Consider the following 22,323-nt stretch of genomic DNA (forward strand, 5'->3'; position numbering starts at 1 on the left):
CATGGCCGATTCGCTGCTGATCGAACGCGCGCCGCTGGCCAGCGGCAGTGTGGAAACCTGGACGCTCAACGACCCGGCCAGTCGCAATGCGCTGTCCGAGGCGATGGTTGACGGTTTGATAGCCGCGTGCGAACAGGCTGCGGCCGATTTCGACCTGCGTGGCGTGGTGTTGCGCGGTGCCGGTGGGCATTTCTGCGCGGGTGGCAGCCTGGGCGGTTTTGCCAAGACCATAGGTCAGCCCCCGGCTGCGGGCGCATCCGACCCGTTAGTGCCGCTGAACCGCCGCTTTGGCGCGCTGCTGCAGGCCCTGTGTGCGCTGCCGCAGTGGTTCATCGTGGCAGTGGAGGGCGCCGCGATGGGCGGCGGCTTTGGTCTGGTGTGCTGCGCCGATCAGGTGCTGGCCCACACCAGCGCGCAATTCGCCACGCCCGAGGTCACGCTGGGCATCGTGCCTGCGCAGATCGCGCCCTTTGTCTTGCGGCGCCTGGGCCCAGCTGCAGCGCGGCGGTGTTTGCTGACGGGCGAGCGTTGGGATGCCGCGACGGCTCAACGTGCGGGGCTGGTGGATGAGGTGGTCGCTGGTGACATGGAGGCTGCTGTGCAAGCCGCCATCGCGCGCCACGCCGCCGCAGCGCCGCAGGCCGTGGCTGCCACCAAACGTTTGTTGCTGGCCCAGCCCGAGACGCCATTGCCCGCGCTGCTGGATGCGGCGGCGATGGCTTTTGCGCAAGCGCTGCGCGGGCCTGAGGCGCCGCAAGGGCTGGCGGCGTTTGCTGCGCGTAAGGCGCCGCCCTGGAGTGCGAAGCCATGAACAAGTTATTCATCGCGAATCGGGCTGTTCATGCCGAAGGCATGGCGAAGCAAATTGCCGGCGCATGCGCAGCGTGTCGGTGGGCGATGGAGCCGCGAGGGCACAGCCTATGAAAAGAATCCTCATCGCCAATCGCGGCGAAATCGCCCGCCGGGTGATCCAAACCGCCCACCGCATGGGCATCGACACCGTCGCGGTCTACTCCGACCCCGATGCCAACGCCCTCCATGTGCGCGAAGCCACCCAGGCCGTTGCCTTGGGCGGTGCGGCCAGTGCCGACACTTATCTGCGCACCGACAAGCTGCTCGCCGCCGCCCGCGCCACCGGGGCCGATGCGGTGCACCCCGGCTATGGCTTCCTCAGCGAGAACGCCGACTTCGCCCAGGCCGTGGTGGATGCGGGCCTGGCGTGGATCGGCCCACCACCCGCGGCCATCCGCGCCCTGGGCAGCAAGGCCGGTGCCAAGGCGCTGGCCCAGGCGCATGGCGTGCCCTGCCTGCCCGGCTATGCAGGGGAGGATCAGAGCGACGAGCGTTTTGCCGCCGAGGCTGCGCGCATTGGCACACCCCTCATGGTCAAGGCTGTGGCCGGTGGGGGAGGGCGGGGCATGCGCCTGGTCACCGACCTGGCGCAGTTGCCCGCCGCACTGGCCAGTGCGCGTTCAGAGGCGCTAGCGGGTTTTGGCTGTGGCGACCTGCTCATCGAACGCGCGCTGCTGCAGCCGCGCCATGTGGAGGTGCAAGTCTTTGCCGACGCCCACGGAGCGTGCATCCACCTGGGCGAGCGCGATTGCTCGGTGCAGCGCCGCCACCAGAAAATCATTGAAGAGGCACCCAGCCCAGCGGTGGATGCCGCATTGCGCGAGCGCATGGGCGCCTGCGCCGTGGCGCTGGCGCAGGCGGCTGGCTACGTAGGCGCGGGCACGGTGGAGTTTCTGCTGGATGGTGAAGACTTCTACCTGATGGAGATGAACACCCGCCTGCAGGTGGAGCACCCGGTGACCGAAGCGCTCACCGGGCTGGACCTGGTGGAGTGGCAGATCCGCGTGGCGCGCGGCGAACCGCTGCCGCTCACGCAAGACCAAGTGCATCTGCAAGGCCACGCCATTGAGGTGCGCCTGTGCGCCGAAGACGCGCACTTTCGCCCCCACGCCGGGCGCGTGCTGCAGTTCAGCGCGCCACCAGCCACTGCGTTCGAGCGGGCCGCGCTGGGCGCGCTGCGCTTTGACCACGCGCTGGAGGAGGGGGCCGAGGTCACCCCCCACTACGACGCGATGCTGGGCAAGCTCATCGTGCACGCGCCGACGCGGGCCGAGGCCATTGCCGCGCTGGTGCGCGCGCTGCACAGCACCCGCGTGCTGGGCCTGCCCACCAACCGCGCGTTTCTGGCGGCCTGCTTGCAGCACCCCGTGTTTGCCAGCGGCCGGGCGCTGGTGCCGTTCCTGGCGGAGCATGCCCAGGAGCTGCAGCGGTCGCTATCAAATAATGAGCTATCAGTGCATATTCCTTCGGCGCTATCGGCCATTTTTGCTTCAAATCCGATGTCGGACCTGCCTTGTGCCATGGCCAGGCCCCTTCGGCTACGCCACCAGGGCGAGGTGCACACCATCGCCGTGCGCGAGCTGGGCGGTGGGCGGCTGCAAGTGGAGCAGGCCGGGGCAGAACCTGTGACCTTGCAACTGCCCCAGCGCGGTGTGTATTCCGTGGCGGTGGGCCCGAGGCGCTGGCACTGGCAAACCGGCGGCGTGGACGGCTGGGTGGAAGACGCATCGTGGGAGCCGGCAGCCCGCGCGGGCGCCGCCGGTGGCGCCACCGAATTGCGCGCCCCCTTCAACGGCAAGGTGGTCGCGCTGCCCGTCGCCGCAGGCCAGGCGCTGGCGGCGGGCGATACGGTGGTGGTCATCGAATCCATGAAGCTCGAACACAGCCTGGCCAGCCCCGCAGCCGCCACCGTGGCCGAGCTGCTGGTAGCGCCCGGCCAGCAGGTGTCGCCCGGCCAGGTGCTGGCCCGCTTTGCACCCGCCACGCAAGGAGCGCCCGCATGACCGCCACGTCCGGCGCAAGCTCTGTGAGCGACGAAGACCGCACTGCCCTCACCGACACCGTCACCCGCTTTGCCCGCACCGAGATCGCGCCGCATGTGGGCGCGTGGGATGCCGCCGGTGAATTCCCTCGCAGCCTGTACCGCCGCGCGGCCGACCTGGGCCTGCTGGGTCTGGGCTACCCCGAGCAGTACGGCGGCACGCCTGCCAGCTACGCCTTGCGCATGCCGCTATGGCGCGCACTCAGCCGCCACGGCGCCAGCGGCGGCGTGCTGGCCAGCCTGCTGTCGCACAACATCGGTCTACCGCCCGTGCTGGCGCATGGCAGCGACGCTGTGCGCGCTGAGGTCATTCCACCGGTGCTGGCGGGCGAGCAGATTGCCGCACTGGCGATTACCGAACCCGGTGGCGGGTCCGACGTAGCCCAGCTCAAGACCACCGCGCGGCGCGAGGGTGACGACTACATCGTCAACGGCGAAAAGGTGTTCATCACCTCTGGCATGCGCGCGGACTGGATCACGGTGGCTGTGAGGACTGGCGACGCTGGCAGAGACCATGAGCCCCCACGCTCCCCTGCTTCGCATGGGTCGCTGCCCCCCGAGGGGGCGCTTGCCGCCTTGGGGCGGCCCGGCGGCGGCAAAGGCAGCGCAGGCATCTCCATGCTGCTCATCCCCGGCCACAGCGCAGGCCTGTCGCGCAGCAAGCTCGACAAGATGGGCTGGCTCTGCTCCGACACCGCCCACCTGCGCTTTGACAACGTGCGCGTGCCCGCCCGCTACCTGCTGGGCGAAGAGGGCGCGGGCTTTCGCATCATCATGGCCAACTTCAACGGCGAGCGCTTTGGCCTCGCCGCATCGGCCCTGGGCTTTGCCGAGGCCTGCTACGACGAGGCCCTGGCCTGGGCCCGCCAGCGCAAGACCTTTGGCGCCGCGCTGGTCGAGCACCAGGTCATCCGCCACAAGCTGGTGGACATGCAAATGCGCATCCAGTCCACCGCCGCGTGGTGCGAATCCGTGGCCGCGCAGGCCGACGCGGGCCGCACCGGACCGGAATGGGTAGCGAGTGTGTGCCTGCTGAAAAACCACGCCACCCAAACCATGCAGTTCTGCGCCGACCAGGCCGTGCAGATCCTCGGCGGCATGGGCTTCATGCGCGGTACCGTCAGCGAGCGCATCTACCGCGAGGTCAAGGTGATGATGATCGGCGGCGGTGCTGAAGAAATCATGAAAGACCTGGCTGCCAGGCAGCTCGGCATTTGAAGGAGACAGGCACCATGCACAGCACCGACCACGGCAACAAAGCCATCATCACCTGCGCCATCACCGGCGTGCTGACCGACCCCGGCCAGCATCACGTGCCCGTCACGCCCGAGCAATTGGCAAAAGAAGCCCGCCGCGCCTACGACGCAGGCGCGGCCGTGGTGCACGTGCACTTTCGCAACCAGGAGCCCGGCAAAGGCCACCTGCCCAGCTGGGACCCGCAGGTGGCGCGCGACTGCGTGCAGGCCATGCGCGAGGCCTGCCCGGGTTTGATCATCAATCAGACCACCGGCGTGGTCGGCCCCAATTACCAGGGCCCGCTGGATTGCCTGCGCGCCACCCGCCCCGAGATGGCCGCGTGCAACGCAGGCTCGCTCAACTACCTGAAGGTGCGCAGCAACGGCACCTGGGCCTGGCCGCCCATGCTGTTCGACAACCAGCCCGCCAAGGTCAAGGACTTCATCGACGTGATGCTGGAAACCGGCACGCTGCCCGAGTTCGAATGCTTTGACGTGGGCATCGTGCGCTGCGTGGAGATGTATGTGCAGACCGGCATGTACACCGAGCGCCTGCCCGAGTACAACTTTGTGATGGGCGTCGAATCCGGCATGCCCGCCGACCCGGACCTGCTGCCCATCTTGCTCAAGCTGAAAATCAAGGACGCCCCTTGGCAAGCCACCGTCATCGGCCGCAGCGAGATCTGGCCCGTGCACCAGCGCGTGGCCGAGCTGGGTGGGCATTTGCGCTCGGGGCTGGAGGACACGTTCTATCTGCCGGATGGGACCAAGGCGGATTCGAATGGGCCGTTGATTGAGAAACTGGCGGAGTACGCGCGCAATGCGGGGCGGAGGGTGGCTTCGCCGGAGGAGGCGCGGGGGATGTTGGGGTTGAAACCGTTGGAGGCTGCGACTGCGCTTTGATGGGTGTCGATACCTCGCGGTTTTAGGTGTTTTTGGCCTCTAGCGCTTAATGGATAAGCACTAATAGCTACACATTAAATAGCGATCGGATCGCATGGTCGTGATGAGGTAGATCCTCGGCCGTTTCCTTGCAAATTGATCGGGGCGCGATCAATTTGCAAGGACGAGGGGTTCTCTACCTACAGCCGACATGTTGGTTTCCAATCTCGGCGCTAAACCTTGATCGGCCTTAAGGTCGTTGGTGAATTGATTGATGGCGGAGGAACACCGACCAAATGAAGCTGCTTGGCCCATTCGGGGAGGGGTAGCTCCGAAGTGGTTGCAAATGGGATACCCCAGTCTTTCGCCAATTTGCAGACATCTTCATCATCTGCAACGACGGAGGCGTTGCGTACCTTTGCAATCGCCAATATTTGCCGATCAACCTTGACCTTTTGCCAGGCAGTATTGCGTCCCAGAGGATGGCGCTTGTTGCCTGTGGCGTTTGCGGTCGCTTGCATCGCTGCGCATTCTTCTGCCGCCACATGATCAAAAGGTGCGACCAATACGAAGCGGCTACTCATCAGCGCGTCGAGCAGGGCTTTGCCAGCAGACCCTGCGCCAACCAAATATTCGGTGACGACCAGGGTGGGGATGATTAGTTGACCTCGCGTCTTGTCAATGTCTTCGACCAACCCCTTTAGCCGATCCTGAATATTCCGTGGTGAGCGCTTGTCTAGCAGGTAGATCAGTGCATTGGTGTCCACAAGTACGCGCATTAGTCTTCTCCCCGCGACTTCTTCCATTCGGCAATCGGATCACCCACCTTGTGCCAATCATTGCCTGGCAGCTCACTCAAGCGCTCCAGGAGATCAACTATTGGCGTTCCGTCCAACTCCACGAACTCATCGACAAGTACGCCTGTGCAGGACCATTGGCCATCGCTATCCCGTTTCCATGTTGCGAGGCCGTGGACTCTGATCTCAGCTCCGAACAGATAGTGGGCCAGCCTTTTTGCTAACTCCCGCCCTCGAATAGTCACGTCAATGTATTCACCTTCGGGCGTTTCGAGGGTCATGGGAACAGTCTCGTCCCGCCCCCCGATCTTGATCACTTTGCCAACTACGCTATCCACTTGCTGGACGACGCGTTCTTCTTGCGGGGCAGTGACGTTCAGCGCACCAGGAAATGCCAACAAGGTAGCGCCGTCTCGATTGCGAACTTCGCCATGCCAACCTTTTGCGCGCAGGTACTCGTCGATGCGAACTACCTTTGTCATGGTTTGCCCCTTGGATCGAGCTTCAACCAATTGCATCTGTACAGCTACAGCAGCAGGTTCATCAACTTTGGCCTGAATGCGGGCACTGCCCGTGCGAAGTGCTCCGAAGTGAACAGCCCCGGGGCTGCCAAGCAACTCAGCAAAACGTTTCGCCAGTTCGCCGAAGTCCAGCAACGGCAGTGCCTTTGGCTTGGTGCCAAATACATGCAGTTCGTAGCTCCAGTCGAGAGGTTTCATCAAACGCTCCTCAGCGCGACAAATATTCAGTATGGCGCCCAGCCTAGCACGCCTTGCTTGTGTTACTGCCTAGCGTAAGTCTGATTAGCTTAGGTTGCCTTGAAATGCTGTTCAACGATCTTTTGGCGCAGCAGCTCGCAGTCATTGCTTTCGGGGCGTGACGGACCCAACGCAGAGCACCCTGAATGAGCTTGGTCGGCGTCGACTGATGGAGGTTGTACTAATAACTCGGACGATACCTTTCCACAGTCTCTCGAGCTTTCGCATCTAGAGAAAAGCCGGTTCCATACTTCGCCGCCAGTTCATCCGCGCGCTTCAGGAACGTCTCCATCCCAGTTCCATAAACAAACTGCATCGCCCCCCCCGTCCACGCCGGAAACCCAATCCCAAATATCGACCCGATGTTCGCGTCATGCACGCTGGTCAGCACGCCCTCGGCCAGGCAGCGCGCGGTTTCGATGGCCTGGCGGTAGAGCAGCCTGTCCTGAATCTCCTGCACGCTCCATTCCACACCCGGCTTTTCGAACAGAGGCTTCAGCTCGGGCCACAGGTGCTTCTTGGCGCCTGCGGGGTAGTCATAAAAACCGCCGCCACCGGCGCGGCCAGGGCGCTTCAGTTCCTTGACCATGCGCTCCACCAGCAGCTCGCCGGGTGTGGCGGTGTAGGTCTTGCCTTCGGCGGCGTAGTCGGCACGGGTCTGGTCCAGCACATGCACGCTCAGGGTCAGCGCGGTCTCGTCCAGCACGGCCAAGGGGCCCACGGGCAGGCCGGCCTGCATGGCTGCGTTTTCAATCGCGGCGGCGGGGATGCCTTCGCCCAGCATGGCGGCGCCTTCCATCACAAAGGTGCCGAAGGTGCGGCTGGTGTAGAAGCCGCGGGAGTCGTTGACGACGATGGGCACTTTGCCCAAGGCCTGCACGTAGTCGAACGCGCGGGCCACGGTTTCGTCGTCCGTCTGTTTGCCGCGGATGATCTCGACCAGCTTCATCTTGTCCACGGGGCTGAAGAAGTGGATGCCGACAAACTTCTCGGGCCGGCTGCTGGCCGTGGCCAGGCCGCTGATGGGCAGGGTGGAGGTGTTGCTGGCAAAGAAGCCGCCGGGCGCGAGTTGTGGCTCAGCCTCTTGGGTGACCTTGGCCTTGAGGTCGCGGTTTTCAAACACGGCTTCGATGATGAGGTCGCAGCCTGCCAAGTCGGCCGCGCTGGCCGTGGGGGTGATACGGGCCAACAGCGCCTGCTGCGCCTCGGCCGTCATGCGGCCTTTGTCCACGCGGGCCTGGGTGAGCTTGGCGCTGTAGGCCTTGCCAGCTTCGGCCTTCTCCGTGCTCACGTCCTTGAGCACGGTGGCAATGCCCCGGCTGGCCTGGGCCCAGGCGATGCCTGCGCCCATCATGCCCGCGCCCAGGATGCCGACCTTTTGCGGCTTGTAGCGTGGGGCCGAGCCAGGGCGAGACTTGCCGCTCTTGATCGCGTTCATGTCGAAGAAGAACGTGTTGATCATGTTGCGCGCCACGGGGCCGGTCATCAGGCGGGCGAGGTAGCGGCTTTCGATGCGCAGGGCGGTGTCGTAGTCCACCATGGCGCCTTCGACCATCGCGGCGAGGGCCGCCTCGGGCGCGGGGTAGCGGCCGCGCGTGGTCTTCTTGAGCATGGCGGGCGCCACCGTCAGGGCACCCGCGATCTTGGGGTTGGCCGGCGTGCCGCCGGGCATCTTGTAGTTTTTGTCGTCCCACGGATGCACCGCGTGTGGGTGGGTGGCGATGTGGGCCAGCGCGGCGGGCAGCAGTTGCTCGCGCGTAGCGACCAGCTCGTGCACCAGTTGCAGTTCCAGCGCCTCGGCGGGGTTGAAGAGCTTGCCTTCCAGGATGTAGGGCTGCGCGCCCATCAGCCCCAGCAGGCGCGTCATCTTGGTCACGCCGGTGGCGCCGGGCATCAGGCCCAGCGTGACTTCGGGCAGGCCGAACTGGATCTTGGGGTCGGCCACGGCGATGCGGTAGTGGGCGACCAGCGCCACCTCCCACCCACCGCCCAGCGCTGCGCCATTGAGGCAGGCCACCACGGGGATACCCAGCGTTTCGAGCGTGCGGAAGTGCTTCTTCATGCGCTCGATTTCGCCAAACGCGTTGGGCGCATCGGCGGGTGTGAGGCGCATGGTGGCCTTGAGGTCGGCACCGGCAAAGAAGCTGGTCTTGGCCGATGCCAGCACGATGCCTTTGAGCGCGGGGCCCAAGCGTTCGCGGTCGCCCAGCACCTGGGCCGTGACCTCGCCCAGCTCTTGCTGCCACTGGCGGCACATGGTGTTGACGGGGGAGTTGGTTTCGTCAAAGGTGATGACGACAACTTCGCCGTCGGTGCCCTGGGCGGGGATGAGTTCGTAGCGGATGGTTTGCATGTTGTTGTCTCCTTCCCAGTCAATCAGATTCGCTCGACGATGGTGGCAATGCCCATGCCGCCGCCCACGCACAGCGTGGCCAGGCCATAGCGCTGGCCCCGGCGGTGCAGTTCGTCAATCAGGGTGCCGAGGATCATGGCGCCTGTGGCGCCCAGCGGGTGGCCCATGGCGATGGCGCCGCCGTTCACGTTGACCTTGTCGTGGGGCACGCCCAGCTCGCGCATGAAGCGCATGGGCACGGCGGCGAAGGCTTCGTTCACTTCAAACAGGTCGATCTGGTCGATGGTCATGCCCGCACGGGCCAGCGCCTTCTTGGCAGCGGGCACGGGACCGGTGAGCATGATGGTGGGGTCGGCGCCGCTGAGCGCCGTGGCCACGATGCGTGCGCGGGGCGTGAGGCCATGGGCCTTGGCGGCGGCCTCGTTGCCGATGAGCACGGCGGCGGCGCCATCCACAATGCCCGACGAGTTGCCCGCGTGGTGCACATGGTGGATGCGCTCCACCTGTGGGTAGCGCTGCAGCGCCACGGCGTCAAAGCCCATGCCGCCCAGTTGCTCGAACGAGGGCTTGAGCGCGCCCAGGCCTTCGAGGGTGGTCTTGGGCTTGATGAATTCGTCTTCGGCCAGGATGGTCTGGCCAATGAAGTCGCGCACGGGCACGACGGAGTTCTTGAAGTAGCCGGCTGCGCGCGCGGCAGTGGCGCGGCGCTGCGATTCGAGCGCGAAGGCGTCCACGTCGGCGCGGGTGTAGCCGTCCAGCGTGGCGATCAGGTCGGCACCGATGCCCTGCGGCACGAACAGCGTGGCGGAGTTGGTCTCTGGGTCTTGCGCCCAGGCGCCGCCGTCGGAGCCGATGGGCACGCGGCTCATGCTCTCCACGCCGCCCGCCACCACCAGGTCCTCCCAGCCGCTCTTCACTTTTTGTGCGGCCAGGTTCACGGCTTCGAGGCCCGACGCGCAGAAGCGGTTGACCTGCACGCCCGCACAGCGAAAGTCCCACCCGGCCTTGAGCGCTGCCACCTTGGGCAGCACCGAGCCCTGCTCGCCCACGGGCGAGACGATGCCCATGACCACGTCGTCCACCGCGGCGGTATCAAAGCGGTGGCGCGCTTGCAGCTCGGTCAGCAGGCCCACCAGCAGGTCGATGGGCTTGACCTCGTGCAGGGTGCCGTCCTTTTTGCCCTTGCCGCGCGGGGTGCGCAGCGCGTCGAATACATAGGCTTCGGTCATGAGTGGTCTCCGGTGGTTTCTCTGAACTTCAAGCGGGTATCGTGGTGAAGCCGCTGGGCTGGCCCACGCCGCTACAAGGTGCTTTCTGACGCGGGTGCAGTGGTTTTTGCACTATCTTTCGGCGGTTGCTATCTACATTTCTGGCTATGGAACGAAATACATCCCCTGCATTGCAGCGCATCGCGCGCAGCGCCATCGAATACGACGACACGCGCGAAGGGTTTGCGCTGGAGCACCATGTCGTGCTGGCAGCATCCAGCGCGCTGGCGGTGGCGGCCTTCATGGCGCCCAGCCGCAGCTCGGCGGCCATACGCGGCATTGGCGCAGGCTTGCTGCTGATGCGCGCGCTGAGCGGCAGCCAGGGTGTGCGCTCCTGGCTGAATGTCACCGACCGCCGCCCCGGTGCGCCACTCAGCCCTGAGGAAGCGCGCGCCGCCTGGTATCTGTAACGGTATTCGGCGCCCACTGGTACGTTGCGAAGGGCGTTGCGCTGGGCGTCGTGCACTGCGTGGCTCATGGCGCGGTCGTGCATGCGACTATTTGCCCAGGCCCATGGCCCGCGCAATCACTTCTTTCATGATCTCATTGGTGCCGCCATAAATGCGCTGCACGCGTGCGTCGGCATAGGCGCGGGTGATGGGGTATTCCCACATGTAGCCGTAGCCGCCAAACAGCTGAACGCATTCGTCCATCACCTTGCACTGCAGGTCGGTCGTCCAGTACTTGGCCATGCTGGCGGTTTCGGTGTCGAGCTGATCGCGCAGGATCAGCTCACAGCATTTGTCCACGAACACACGGGCCACCTGCACCTTCGTTTGCAGCTCGGCCAGGGTGTGGCGGGTGTTCTGAAATGACGCCACGCTCTGGCCAAAGACCTTGCGCTGCTTGACGTAGTCCAGCGTCCAGTCGATGGCTGCCTGGGCGGCAGCCACGGCGGTGATGGCAATCTGCAGGCGCTCCCAGGGCAGCTGCTCCATCAGGCAGATAAAGCCGCGCCCTTCCATGGCGGGGCCACCCAGCAGATTCTCTGCGGGCACCTTCACGTCGTTGAAGAACAGCTCGGACGTATCCTGCGCCTTCATGCCCATCTTCTTGAGGCGCTGGCCTTTCTCAAAGCCGGGCATGCCGCGCTCCACCAGCAACAGGCTGGTGCCCTTGGCGCCCGCCGCCGGGTCGGTCTTGGCGACCACGATCACCAGGTCGGCATGCCAGCCGTTGGTGATGAAGGTCTTGCTGCCGTTCAGCAAATAGTGCGACCCATCTGCGCTTTTGATGGCGGTGGTCTTGATGCCTTGCAGATCACTGCCTGCGGCGGGCTCGCTCATGGCGATGGCGCCCACCATGGCGCCGCTGGCCATCTGCGGCAGGTACTTTTGTTTTTGCGCCTCGGTGCCGTAGTGCAGGATGTACGGCGCCACGATCTCGCTGTGCAGGCCAAAGCCGATACCGGTGGTGCCCGCGCGCGCCAGTTCTTCCATCTGCGCCACCGAGTACAGCTTGTCGGCCCCGGCGCCTCCGTATTCCTCGGGCAGGCTCATGCACAGAAAGCCATGAGCGCCCGCCTGGCTCCACACCTCGCGCGCCACGTAGCCCTGGTCTTCCCAGTCGGCATGGAGGGGCGTCACTTCTTTTTCGATAAAGCGGCGAAAGCTGTCGGCAAAGGCCTGGTGGTCGGGCTGGAAGAGGGTGCGTTCGATCATGGTGGGGCAACCAGGTTATTTATGCAAAGTTACTGCTTGGTTAAATTCTGCCACTGACTGGGCCCGGATGCACCCCCTGAAACGCAAAAGCCGCCCGAAGGCGGCTTGAAGGAAGCGGATCAGGCGCTCATGGCTTGACGTAGTCGGAGACCACCTTCCACTTTCCGTCCTGGATCTGCGACAGGCGCGAGAGGTCGCTGCCCAGGCGCTTTTGCGGGCCAAAGGTGCCCTCGGCGCTGCCGAACATATCGGGCGGTATCACCATGGTGTCCATGGCCTTGATGAAGCTGTCGGTGCTCAGATTGGGGCCTGCCTTTTGGGCGGCCTTGATGAAGGCATCGATGGCGTTGTAGCCGTAGACCGAGAAGACGGTGGGGTCTTCATTGAACTTGGTCTTGTACTTGTTGGCCCAGAAGCGGATAGGCTGGCTAGCTTCATCCAGGTACGGATGTTGCACGGTCATGGTGGCGTAGAGGCCGTCCATCGGCTTGCCACCCAGCTTGTGGATGAGGTCGGTGTACGCCGCGCTGGAGCCCAGGAAGGTGGGGCTGAAACCGGTCTTGCGCGCCTCGGCAATCGTGCCAATCGTCTCGCGGATGATGGTGCCCAGGATCACGAAGTCGCATTCGGACGATTTCATCTTGGCGACCTGCGAGGAGAAGTCGGTGGCGCCGCGCTTGTAGGAGGTCTTCTCGGTGAAGTCCATGCCGATGGACTTGAGTGCTGCCTCGCCGCCGCGCATCACCTCCAGGCCAAACTCATCGTCCTGATAAATGGTGCAGATCTTCTTGGCGCCCTTTTCCTTGATGAGCTTGGGCGCGGCCAGGCGAATCTGGTCGTAGTAAGTGGCGGCAAACGAATACTTGAGCTTGTGGAAGGGCTCGTACATTTCCCGCGCGGCCGTCACGGGGAAGAAGTTGATCACGTTCTTGCTGAACTGCACGGGCATGGCGGCCAGGTTCTGCGCGGTGCCGATGTGCGCGATCATCATAAAGATCTTGTCCTGGTTGACAAGCTTCTGCGCGGCCAGCACGGCTTTCTTGGGGTCGTAGCCCGAGTCTTCCACTTTCAGGTCCAGCTTGCGGCCGTTCACGCCGCCTTGCTCGTTGGCCTCGTCCACGCGCAGCATCATGCCCAGTCGCACCTGCTTGCCAAACCCCGCCAGCGGGCCCGAAAGATCCTGGATGGAGCCCAGCGTGATGGTGTCCTTGCTCACGCCCTGGCTGGGCTGCGCCTGGGCGGAGGCACCGGCCATGGCCACGAGGGCCAGCGCGGCGATGTGATGAAACTTCATGGCACGTCTCCTTCGGTTGGATCGAAACAAAAACGATCGCTCGTTATAGAACGATGCCCCGGGTGGGGCACCAGCACTTTCCCTATCCTGATGGGCGTGGCCTGTGGTTGCTTGCCGCGCGCGCCTACCGGTACATGGCCTCGATCTGGGGGGCGTATTTCTGCTGCACCAGCTTGCGCTTGAGCTTCATGGTGGGCGTCAGCTCTTCATCCTCGGCCGTGAGCTGGGTGTCGAGCAGGAAGAACTTCTTGATCTGCTCCACACGGGCGAACTTGGTGTTGACGCGGTCGATCTCGCCCTGGATCAGCTCCTGAACCTCGCGCGTGCGGGTCAGGCTGGCGTAGTTGGAGAACGGTACGTCGTGGTCCTGCGCATACTTTTCCACGTTCTCCTGGTCGATCATGATGATCACCGTGAGGTAGGGCAGCTTGTCGCCAATGACCACCGCATCGGTGATGTACGGGCTTAACTTGAGCTCGTTTTCCAGCTCGCTGGGCGTGATATTCTTGCCACCCGCCGTGATGATGATGTCCTTCATGCGGTCGGTGATGCGCAGGTAGCCATCGGCGTCGATGGCGCCCACATCGCCCGTGTGCAGCCAGCCGTCAGGGTCGATGGTTTCGGCCGTCTTCTCAGGCTGGTTGAGGTAGCCCTTGAACACATTGGGGCCGCGCACCAGGATCTCGCCGGTGGTGGGGTCGATGCGCACCTCGTTGTAGCTGGCTGCCGGACCGATGGAGCCGGGCTTGATGCGGGTAGCGGGCACGCCCGTGGATGCGCCACAGGTCTCGGTCATGCCCCACACCTCCAGCATGGGCACGCCCAGGGCCAGGTACCACTTCACCAGCTCGGGCGAAATGGGTGCGGCCCCCGTGACCAGGAAGCGGGCGCGGTGGATGCCGATGAGCTTGCGCACATTGTTCAGCGCCAGAAAGCGCGCGAGCATGAACTGCGCCTTCAGCAGGCCACCCACCGGCTGGCCCGCCAGAACGCGGTCTGCAATGCGCGTGCCCACACCAATCGACCAGGCATAGGCCGCCTGCTGCAGCCGCGTGGATTCCTTCAGGGCAATCATCACGCCGGAATAGAACTTCTCCCACACCCGCGGCACGGCAGTGAACACCGTGGGTGCGATCTCGCGCACGTTTTCGGGCACGGTGTCGGGGTTCTCCACAAAGTTCAGGCGCGCACCGGTGTAGAGCGAGAAGTATTCACCGCCCATGCGCTCGGCGATGTGGCACAGCGGCAGAAAACACATGGTCTCGTCCGCCTCGCTGCGCGAGATGAGCGTGTTGTAGCCTCGTACGGTGTAGGTCAGTGCGCCGTGTGTGTGCATGGCGCCCTTGGGCTTGCCGGTGGTGCCCGAGGTGTAGACCAGAATGGCCAGGTCTTCGGGGCGGCAGGCCTTGACGCGCTGCATCAGTGCGTCGGGGTGTTGTGTATTCCAGGCGCGGCCCAGATCGCGCAGGGCCGCAAGGCTCAGCACATCGGGGTCGTTCAGGCTGCGCAGGCCTTCCATGTCGAACACCACCACCTTGCGCAGCAGGGGCAGGTTGTTGCGCACTTCCAGCGCCTTGTCGAGCTGCTCGTCGTCTTCCACAAACAGCACGGTGGTGCGCGAGTCTTCACACAGGTAGTGCACCTGCGCCGCCGCATCGGTGGGGTAGATGCCGTTGGCCACGCCGCCGCAGCTCAGCACGGCCAGGTCGGCCAGCACCCATTCGATGTTGGTGTTGGAAAGGATGGATGCGCACTCACCCGGCGCAAAGCCCAGCGACATCAGGCCGCCGGCAATCTCGCGCACGGCCTCGGCCGTCTGGTCCCAGGTCCAGCTCTTCCAGATGCCCAGCTCTTTTTGCCGCATCCACACGCGCGGGCCGCGCTCGGCCACAGCGTTCCAGAACATGGCGGCGATGGTGTCGCCCGCCAGCACGTCGGTGCCTGCGGGCTGGATGTGATCGAGGTCCCAAAGATTCGACATGTCAGTGGTCCACTCCGCATTGCTTGATTTGCAGCGTATGAAACTGGCGGGGCCAAGGCCAGTGCCCCCGCGCAAGGGCCGCCCCGCCGCGCTGGGGGCGTCTCCCTCCCGACTCGTGCAGCGATTCGAGAGAGGGGGAAGGCGCGAAGCGACTCAGGGGGAGCTTCATGTCATCTCCAGGTCTTTTTCTTCTTCCACCGCCGCTCGCCCCGCACGCCTTCGTCCTTCATGCCGAGGTAGAACTCCTTGATGTCGTCCTTCTCGCGCAGGCGCTCGCAGCTGTCTTCCATCACGATGCGGCCGTTCTCCAGCACATAGCCGTAGTCCGATGCGTTGAGCGCCATGTTGGCGTTCTGCTCCACCAGCAGAATGGTGGTGCCGCGCTCGCGGTTGATGCGCACCACGATCTCGAAGATCTCCTTGGTGAGCTTGGGGGAGAGGCCCAGGCTGGGCTCGTCCAGCAGGATGAGTTCGGGGTTGGCCATGAGTGCGCGCGAGATGGCCAGCATCTGCTGCTGCCCGCCCGAGAGCAGGCCCGCATCCTGCGCGGCGCGCTCCTTCAGGATGGGGAAGTAGCCGAACACCGTCTCGATGTCGCGCGCCACTGCGTCCTTGTCGGCGCGGGTGTAGGCGCCCATCAGCAGGTTGTCACGCACGGACAGCAGCGGGAACACCTCGCGCCCCTCGGGCACATGCATGAGTCCCCTGCGCACGATCGCGGCTGGGTCGTTGGCGGTGATGTCGGCGCCCTGGAATTCGATGGAGCCCTTGCGGGGGTCGATGATGCCGCTGATGGTCTTGAGGATGGTGGTCTTGCCCGCCCCGTTGCTGCCCAGCACGGCGGCGATTTCGCCGCGCCGCACCTGCAGGCTTACGCCCCGGATGGCCTTGATGGGACCGTAGGCGCTCTCCACATTCTGCAGGCGCAGCAGGGGCTGGTCGGCGGCGCTGGCTGCCGGGCTGGTGGCGGGGGTGGACAGCACGGCGTTCATGTGCGGACTCCCATGCTGGAACCCGCAGGCCGGCGCAGGTTGCTCACGTCATCGATGGTGCCCAGGTACGCCTCGATCACCCCTGGGTGCGTCTGCACCTCGCGCGGCGTGCCCATGGCCACCACCTCGCCCTGGTTCATGGCCAGCACGCGGTCGGACACCTTGGACACCAGCGACATATCGTGTTCCACCATCAGCACCGTGATGCCCAGCTCGTGCTGGATGTCCTGGATCCAGAAGGCCATGTCGTCGGTCTCTTCCACGTTCAGGCCCGAAGAGGGCTCGTCGAGCAGCAGCAGCTGCGGCTCGGTGCACAGCGCGCGCGCAAGCTCCACCACCTTGCGCACGCCGTAGGGCAGGCCGGCCACCATGGTGTCGCGGTAGTGCTGCAGGTCGAGAAAGTCGATGACCTGCTCGGCCTTCTCGCGCGCCTGAACTTCGCCCTCACGCACCTTGCGCGTGAAGAACATCTCGGCCCACAGGCTGCTGTGCTGCCGGGTGTGGCGGCCGATCAGCAGGTTGTGCAGCACGCTGGCGTGCTCAAACAGCTCGATGTTCTGAAACGTCCGCGCAATGCCCAGGCCCGCCACCTTGTGGGGCGGCTGGTCGGTGAGCGGCAGCATGGCGCCGCCGGGGCCCGCATAGGCAATGGTGCCGGTGGTGGGCGTGTAGATGCGGCTGATGAGGTTGAACACCGTGGTCTTGCCCGCGCCGTTGGGGCCGATGAGGGTGAACACCTCGCCGCGCCGCACGTCAAAGCTCACGTTGTTGACCGCCAGCACGCCGCCAAAGCGCACGCTGAGGTTCTGGGCGCTGAGAAGCACATCGGTCGTCACAGTGCTCCCTCCATTGCGCTCGTACTGTTGCGTGTGGGTTGAGACTGGCGTGGCCTAGGCCAAGAACGCCGAGCAAGGGCCGCCCCGCAGCGAGGGCGTTGTCCCCCTGCCCGCGCAGCGCAGCGAAGCGAGAGCGGGGGGAAGGCGCGAAGCGACTCAGGGGGGTGTCTCATTTCAAGCGATCCGATTTCTGGAACGACTTCTGCCGCTTGAACAGGCCCTTGCGGTAGAACGGGAACATCTGCAGCCAGGTGCGCACCTTGAGCCAGCGGCCATACAAGCCCATGGGCTCGAACAGCACAAACGCAATCAGCACCACGCCGTACACCACCGCCTGCAGGCCGGGTGACTGGCCGATGGAGTCTGGCAACCAGTCCTTGCCCAGGGAGATGAGCTGCGGCATGGAGATCAGGAAGATCGCACCCAAAAAGGCGCCGTGCACCGAGCCCAGCCCACCGATCACGATCATCAGCAGCAGGTCGATGGACTGCAGGATGTTGAACTGGTCGGGCGAGATGAACTGCAGCTTGTGCGCGTACAACGCCCCGCCGATGCCTGCGAGCGCGGCCGATATGGAGAACGACAGCGTCTTGTAGCGCGCGAGGTGGATGCCCATGCTCTGTGCCGAAATCTCTGAATCACGGATGGCGACAAACGCGCGACCTGTGGGCGAGCGCAGCAGGTTCAGGATGGCGAGCGTGCTCACCACCGCGATCACCAGGCACAAGAAGTAGAACGACTCCGTGGTCTCGAATGAGTAGCCCGCGATCTGTGGCGGCACCAGGTGCTTGCCCGAGTTGCCGCCGGTCACCGACTCCCAGCGCGCAAACACCTCTTCCACAATAAAGCCGAACGACAGCGTGGCCATGCCCAGATAGATGCCCTTCACGCGCAGCGCGGGCAACCCCACCACCACCCCCACCGCAGCCGACAGCCCCGCCGCGCAGGCCAGCGACAGCGCAAACGGCCAGCCCATGCCCGTGAGTACCGCTTGGGTGTACGCCCCCACCCCCAAAAACGCCGCATGCCCTAGCGAGAACAGCCCCGTGAAGCCCGCCAGCAGCATCAGCCCCAGGCCCACGATGGCGTAGATGAGCACAAAGGTGAGCTGAGCCAGCCAGTATTCAGGCGCCACCCAGGGCGCGGCGACGAGGGCCAGGCACAGGAGGCTGTACCAGAACACATGGCCGCCATGCTTGGCGAGGCGAATGTCTTGCTCGTACGAGGTCTTGAAGAGAAAGCGCATGGGTCAGACTTTCTTTCTCAGCTTCTCGCCGAAGAGTCCATTCGGTTTGACCATCAGCATGATCAGCACCACGATGTACGCGGCCGTGTCCTTGAATCCATCGGGCAGGTAGAAGCCCGAGAGCGATTCGACGATGCCGATCACCAGTCCGCCGACGATGGCGCCGGGCAGGCTGCCAAAGCCCCCCACCACGGCGGCCGGGAAGGCCTTGAGACCGATCAGCCCCATGTTGGCGTGCACGAAGGTGATGGGCGCCAGCAGCAGGCCCGCCACCGCCGCCACCGCAGCGGCCAGCCCCCAGGCCAGGCCGTTGAGCCGCTGCACCGGAATGCCCATGTAGTACGCGGCCAGCTGGTTCTGCGACGACGCCTGCATGGCAATGCCCAGCTTGCTGTAGCGGAACATGGCGAACAGCAGCGCGCACAGCACGCCCGTGGCGCCAATCACCACCAGCTGCTCGGCGTTGAGCACCAGCGCACCGAGGCGAAACGACAGGTCCTTGTAGGGCACGGGCAGCGTGTGCGTCTCGGTGCCGATGTTGGGGATCATGGTCACCAGCCCGCGCAACACGTAGCCGATGCCGATGGTGAGCATGACGATGGAGAAGGCGGGCTGGCCGAGGATGGGGCGGATCACGGCGCGCTCCAGCACCACGCCGAAGCAGCCCATGGCCAGGATGCTGGCGATCACCGCCACCCAGAAGGGAAAGCCCAGCACCGTCATGAGTGCCAGCCCGCAGAAGGCGCCGAGCATCATGAGTTCGCCCTGGGCAAAGCTCACGGTCTCCGTGGCCTTGTAGATGAGCACAAAGCCCAGCGCGATCAGGCCATAGATGCACCCCTGGGAGACACCGCTGATCAACAGTTGCACAAATTGCACACTGGCTCTCCAGATTGAGACCTGAGCCGGTGGGCGCAAAGCGTGTGGCGGCTGGCAGCACGCACTTTGTGAAACCCTGTGGGCACAAGACCTGCAGAATATTTTTACAAAGCGATTGCTTTGCATAAATAATGGTGCACGTGCCCGGCACAGACCGCACTCGGGGCTAACCCTGATGGGGCCTGTGAGCAGGTTGCGGCGCATATTGACGCAGTGCTGCACCCTGCGCAATAGGAATAACGTCGGGTGGGAGAGCAGGTTTCGGCCCCCCCGCCACAGGAGACGCACATGTCGGTAGAGGTTGAAACGCAAGGTGGTGTCACGCTGGTGACATTGCGCCGGCCTGGCGTGCGCAACGCCGTCGATGCCGGGACCGCCCACGCGCTGCACGCTGCCTTTGTGGCCTTTGAGCAAGACGACAGTGCCCATGTGGCGGTGTTCCAGGGGGCTGGCGGGCATTTCTGCGCGGGCTGGGACCTGCAATCGGGCGCGCGTTTGCTGGCCGACGGCGTCACCCCTGAGGCGCTCGCAGACACGCTGGACTTCACGGCCGATACCGTCCACCCGCCCGGGCCCATGGGGCCCAGCCGTCTGCAGTTGTCCAAGCCGGTGATCGCGGCCATCGAAGGCGCGGCGGTGGCGGGCGGCATGGAGCTGGCGCTGTGGTGCGACCTGCGCGTGATGGCAGAGGACGCGTACATGGGCGTGTTCTGCCGCCGCTTTGGCGTACCTCTGATTGATGGCGGCACCGTGCGGCTGCCGCGCCTGGTGGGCCTGTCGCATGCGCTGGACTTGATCCTGACCGGTCGCAAGGTCGAGGCCGACGAGGCCCTGCGCATGGGCCTGTGCAATCGCGTGGTGCCCACTGGGCAGGCGCTGGAAGCCGCCCTGGCGCTGGCCCACCAGCTGGCCGCCTTTCCGCAGCCCACCTTGCGTGCCGACCGTGCCAGCGCGCTGGCCGCCGAGGGCTTGCCCCTGCAGCAGGCGCTGCTGCGGGAGTGGGCGGGTGGCCGGGAATGCCTGGCCGAGGCGCTGCGCGGAGCCTCGCGTTTTGCGGCCGGGCAAGGGCGCCACGGCGAGTTCTGAGCCAAAATGGGCGCAGGTGCTGGTGTATCAAGCGCCAGCAGCTATAAAAACAGGAGTCATCGGTCTCCGGCAGGCGCAACGCCCCGCCGGGCCGCCCACAGCACACCATGAGCAAAACCATTCCCTCCCAGCCCCAGGCTTTCGAGCCCGAGTTCATTGCCGGGCTCAAGTCCATCTTTGAAGAAAAAATCGTGTTCAACCAGGTTCTGGGGCTCAAGATCACCGCCCTGGCGCCTGACGGCGTGGTGGGCCGCATCGACATGAAGCCCGACCTGGTGGGCCACTACGCCTACAACCGCATCCACGGCGGCGTGATCAGCGCTGGGCTCGACGCCATGGGTGGGCTGGCCGTGATGGCCGCGATTGGCGCCAAGCACCTGGACGAGCCGCCCGAGCAGCGCCTGCACCGCTTTTCCAAGCTGGGCACCATCGACCTGCGCATCGACTACCTGCGCCCCGGCATTGGCAGCCACTTCGAACTGCGCGCGCAGGTGCTGCGCCTGGGCTCCCGTGTTGCCACCACGCGCATGGAGTTTCTCGGGCCAGACGGGCAGATCATGTCGGCGGGGGCGGCGGCCTACATCGTGTCCTGACGCGTGCGCCGCAGGATGTAAGAGCCTGTTTACGATCTCGCAGGGGATCGCGTTGGAGCGCAATCGGAATGAGTGGATGCCTCGGGTGCGCCGCATGGGCTGATGCCCATGCAAGTAACCGGGGCGTTCAATCACCCGATTTCGCTCCAACCCTCCGGGCAGTGGCCTTTGCGGGCGGTCTGCAGCGTTGCGGCGCTTGTGGATAGCCAAGCTATCCACTGCGCACCGCGCCTTGCATCCCATCCCGCAAAGACCGCTGCGCGACCCCTGGGAGATCGTAAACAGGCTCTTACGGATGTGTGATCCCGCAAGCCCTGCAAGCGCATGCAACCATCGAACCGTTTGGTTACGGTTCTTGCGTAACGAGGGCATTTTTTTGCGCGCCGCAAACCTAGCATGGCCTCTTTTCAAGGAGATCTGATGGCCGTGCAAAACCCCTTCTTTGGCAAGCGTGAACCCGAATCGTTCCAACCCCGCAGCAGCACCACCTCAGGCTCCGTATTGGGGAGCAATGCGGTGAACAACGGTGCCGCATCGGCACAGCCGGTGCCCCCAGCGGCAGCCCCCAGGCCCAGCAGCGCCAGCGACAGCTCGGGCAGCAAGCTCACGGTGGGCCCCAACATCAAGCTCAAGGGCGTGGAGATCACCGACTGCGACACCCTCGTGGTCGAGGGCACCGTCGAGGCCACGATGGACTCGCGCGTGATCCAGATTTCGGAGAACGGAGCGTTCAAGGGCTCGGCCGAGATCGACATTGCCGAGATTCACGGCGAGTTCAACGGCACGCTCACCGTGCGGCAGAAGCTCGTGATCTACAGCTCGGGCAAGGTCAATGGCAAGATCCGCTACGGCAAGCTCGTGGTGGAAGAGGGCGGCCAGCTGGCGGGTGAGATCGAGGCTGGGTTTTCTACCTCCTCGTCCAGCAGTGCACAGCGCGCCGCAGCGCCATTGAGGGCAGAGCCCGCCGCGTTGGCGGCTTGATCCAAGCCCTGGACCGTTGCACGGGCGGGCGCCGCCCGGCGCGGCCCACCCACCTGGGCTGCTACTAATTCGCTCACGCAGGCGCGTTGTGCTTCGGCACCGGGCGCGGCCTGCCCTGGTGGTCGATGGCCACGTACGTCAGGCGCGCCTCGGTCACTTTCACATACTGCCCCTGGGCGGAAAAACGCTCGGCATACACCTCCACCTCCACGGTGACTGAGGTGTTGCCCACCCGCGTGATGGCCGAGAAGAACGACAGGATGTCGCCCACGCGCACGGGCTGCTTGAAGATGAATTCATTGACCGCCACCGTGGCCATGCGACCCTGGATGTAGCGCGCGGGCAGCACGGAGCCCGCCAAGTCCACCTGCGCCATCACCCATCCGCCAAAGATGTCGCCATTGCCGTTGGTGTCGGCGGGCATGGGGATGACCTTGAGCACCAGTTCCTTGTCGGTGGGCAATGCGGCGGGTGGTGGGCTGAAAACAGCAGACATGGGCACAATCTCGGTTGGGGCTGAGCCAATCCTTGGGGAAACCGGTGGTTTCACCAGGCCTTGCGCCCCGAGAAAAACCACCTGGGCATCAG

The 22,323-nt window shown here is 64.8% G+C and carries 20 protein-coding genes; 8 read left to right on the forward strand and 12 right to left on the reverse strand.

Annotated features, from left to right (window positions below; genetic code table 11):
- The first annotated feature begins 1 nt into the window (after position 1).
- From C380_RS03310 to C380_RS03325, 4 genes are all read left to right on the forward strand, one after another.
- Positions 2 to 811, forward strand: coding sequence for an enoyl-CoA hydratase/isomerase family protein (locus C380_RS03310; RefSeq protein WP_015012473.1), 810 nt, complete (start codon positions 2 to 4; stop codon positions 809 to 811).
- Positions 812 to 920: 109 nt separating this feature from the next.
- Positions 921 to 2,855: a biotin carboxylase N-terminal domain-containing protein gene (locus C380_RS03315; protein WP_015012474.1), complete on the forward strand. Its 1,935-nt coding sequence runs from the start codon at positions 921 to 923 to the stop codon at positions 2,853 to 2,855.
- Positions 2,852 to 4,111, forward strand: coding sequence for an acyl-CoA dehydrogenase family protein (locus C380_RS03320; RefSeq protein WP_015012475.1), 1,260 nt, complete (start codon positions 2,852 to 2,854; stop codon positions 4,109 to 4,111). The genes C380_RS03315 and C380_RS03320 overlap by 4 nt, the downstream gene beginning before the upstream one ends.
- Before the next feature lie 14 nt (positions 4,112 to 4,125).
- Positions 4,126 to 5,031: a 3-keto-5-aminohexanoate cleavage protein gene (locus tag C380_RS03325; RefSeq protein WP_015012476.1), complete on the forward strand. Its 906-nt coding sequence runs from the start codon at positions 4,126 to 4,128 to the stop codon at positions 5,029 to 5,031.
- Between the two features lie 212 nt (positions 5,032 to 5,243).
- On the opposite strand, the gene C380_RS24230 is transcribed toward C380_RS03325, so the two are convergent.
- The 4 genes from C380_RS24230 to C380_RS03340 form a co-directional block, all read right to left on the reverse strand.
- On the reverse strand, positions 5,244 to 5,789 hold the full coding sequence (locus tag C380_RS24230) for a type II toxin-antitoxin system VapC family toxin (RefSeq protein ID WP_015012477.1): 546 nt from the start codon (positions 5,787 to 5,789) through the stop codon (positions 5,244 to 5,246).
- Positions 5,789 to 6,526: a hypothetical protein gene (locus C380_RS03330; RefSeq protein ID WP_015012478.1), complete on the reverse strand. Its 738-nt coding sequence runs from the start codon at positions 6,524 to 6,526 to the stop codon at positions 5,789 to 5,791. The genes C380_RS24230 and C380_RS03330 overlap by 1 nt, the downstream gene beginning before the upstream one ends.
- A 220-nt stretch (positions 6,527 to 6,746) precedes the next feature.
- Positions 6,747 to 8,918, reverse strand: a complete 2,172-nt coding sequence (locus C380_RS03335; protein ID WP_015012479.1) for a 3-hydroxyacyl-CoA dehydrogenase NAD-binding domain-containing protein — start codon at positions 8,916 to 8,918, stop codon at positions 6,747 to 6,749.
- A gap of 23 nt (positions 8,919 to 8,941) precedes the next feature.
- The gene (locus tag C380_RS03340) at positions 8,942 to 10,147 is read right to left on the reverse strand and encodes an acetyl-CoA C-acetyltransferase (RefSeq protein ID WP_015012480.1); all 1,206 of its coding nucleotides are present in this window, start codon (positions 10,145 to 10,147) and stop codon (positions 8,942 to 8,944) included.
- Positions 10,148 to 10,293: 146 nt separating this feature from the next.
- Here C380_RS03340 and C380_RS03345 point away from each other — a divergent pair, with 146 nt between their 5' ends.
- Positions 10,294 to 10,596, forward strand: coding sequence for a hypothetical protein (locus C380_RS03345; protein WP_225581100.1), 303 nt, complete (start codon positions 10,294 to 10,296; stop codon positions 10,594 to 10,596).
- 87 nt (positions 10,597 to 10,683) lie between these two features.
- Here the strand turns inward: C380_RS03345 and C380_RS03350 are convergent, their stop codons facing one another.
- The 7 genes from C380_RS03350 to C380_RS03380 form a co-directional block, all read right to left on the reverse strand.
- Positions 10,684 to 11,847, reverse strand: coding sequence for an acyl-CoA dehydrogenase family protein (locus tag C380_RS03350; RefSeq protein WP_015012482.1), 1,164 nt, complete (start codon positions 11,845 to 11,847; stop codon positions 10,684 to 10,686).
- 127 nt (positions 11,848 to 11,974) lie between these two features.
- Entirely contained in the window at positions 11,975 to 13,141 is a 1,167-nt protein-coding gene (locus C380_RS03355) for an ABC transporter substrate-binding protein (protein WP_015012483.1), read from the reverse strand.
- 124 nt (positions 13,142 to 13,265) lie between these two features.
- The gene (locus C380_RS03360; RefSeq protein ID WP_015012484.1) at positions 13,266 to 15,122 is read right to left on the reverse strand and encodes a long-chain fatty acid--CoA ligase; all 1,857 of its coding nucleotides are present in this window, start codon (positions 15,120 to 15,122) and stop codon (positions 13,266 to 13,268) included.
- A 170-nt stretch (positions 15,123 to 15,292) separates the two neighbouring features.
- Complete coding sequence (locus C380_RS03365; RefSeq protein ID WP_015012485.1) at positions 15,293 to 16,114, reverse strand: ABC transporter ATP-binding protein; 822 nt, start codon at positions 16,112 to 16,114, stop codon at positions 15,293 to 15,295.
- Positions 16,111 to 16,950, reverse strand: coding sequence for an ABC transporter ATP-binding protein (locus C380_RS03370; protein ID WP_015012486.1), 840 nt, complete (start codon positions 16,948 to 16,950; stop codon positions 16,111 to 16,113). The genes C380_RS03365 and C380_RS03370 overlap by 4 nt, the downstream gene beginning before the upstream one ends.
- Positions 16,951 to 17,119: 169 nt before the next feature.
- Positions 17,120 to 18,196, reverse strand: coding sequence for a branched-chain amino acid ABC transporter permease (locus C380_RS03375; RefSeq protein ID WP_015012487.1), 1,077 nt, complete (start codon positions 18,194 to 18,196; stop codon positions 17,120 to 17,122).
- Between the two features lie 3 nt (positions 18,197 to 18,199).
- The gene (locus tag C380_RS03380; protein ID WP_015012488.1) at positions 18,200 to 19,075 is read right to left on the reverse strand and encodes a branched-chain amino acid ABC transporter permease; all 876 of its coding nucleotides are present in this window, start codon (positions 19,073 to 19,075) and stop codon (positions 18,200 to 18,202) included.
- A gap of 288 nt (positions 19,076 to 19,363) precedes the next feature.
- Here C380_RS03380 and C380_RS03385 point away from each other — a divergent pair, with 288 nt between their 5' ends.
- From C380_RS03385 to C380_RS03395, 3 genes are all read left to right on the forward strand, one after another.
- Positions 19,364 to 20,161, forward strand: a complete 798-nt coding sequence (locus C380_RS03385; protein ID WP_015012489.1) for a crotonase/enoyl-CoA hydratase family protein — start codon at positions 19,364 to 19,366, stop codon at positions 20,159 to 20,161.
- Between the two features lie 107 nt (positions 20,162 to 20,268).
- Positions 20,269 to 20,754, forward strand: coding sequence for a thioesterase family protein (locus C380_RS03390; protein WP_015012490.1), 486 nt, complete (start codon positions 20,269 to 20,271; stop codon positions 20,752 to 20,754).
- Between the two features lie 420 nt (positions 20,755 to 21,174).
- Positions 21,175 to 21,735 (forward strand): polymer-forming cytoskeletal protein, encoded by a 561-nt coding sequence (locus tag C380_RS03395; RefSeq protein WP_015012491.1) that lies wholly within the window; start codon positions 21,175 to 21,177, stop codon positions 21,733 to 21,735.
- A 73-nt stretch (positions 21,736 to 21,808) separates the two neighbouring features.
- Here C380_RS03395 and C380_RS03400 read toward each other — a convergent pair whose 3' ends face one another.
- Entirely contained in the window at positions 21,809 to 22,231 is a 423-nt protein-coding gene (locus C380_RS03400) for an acyl-CoA thioesterase (protein ID WP_015012492.1), read from the reverse strand.
- Positions 22,232 to 22,323: the final 92 nt, after the last annotated feature.

It is taken from the genome of Acidovorax sp. KKS102 (assembly GCF_000302535.1).
Taxonomy (GTDB): Bacteria; Pseudomonadota; Gammaproteobacteria; order Burkholderiales; family Burkholderiaceae_C; genus Acidovorax.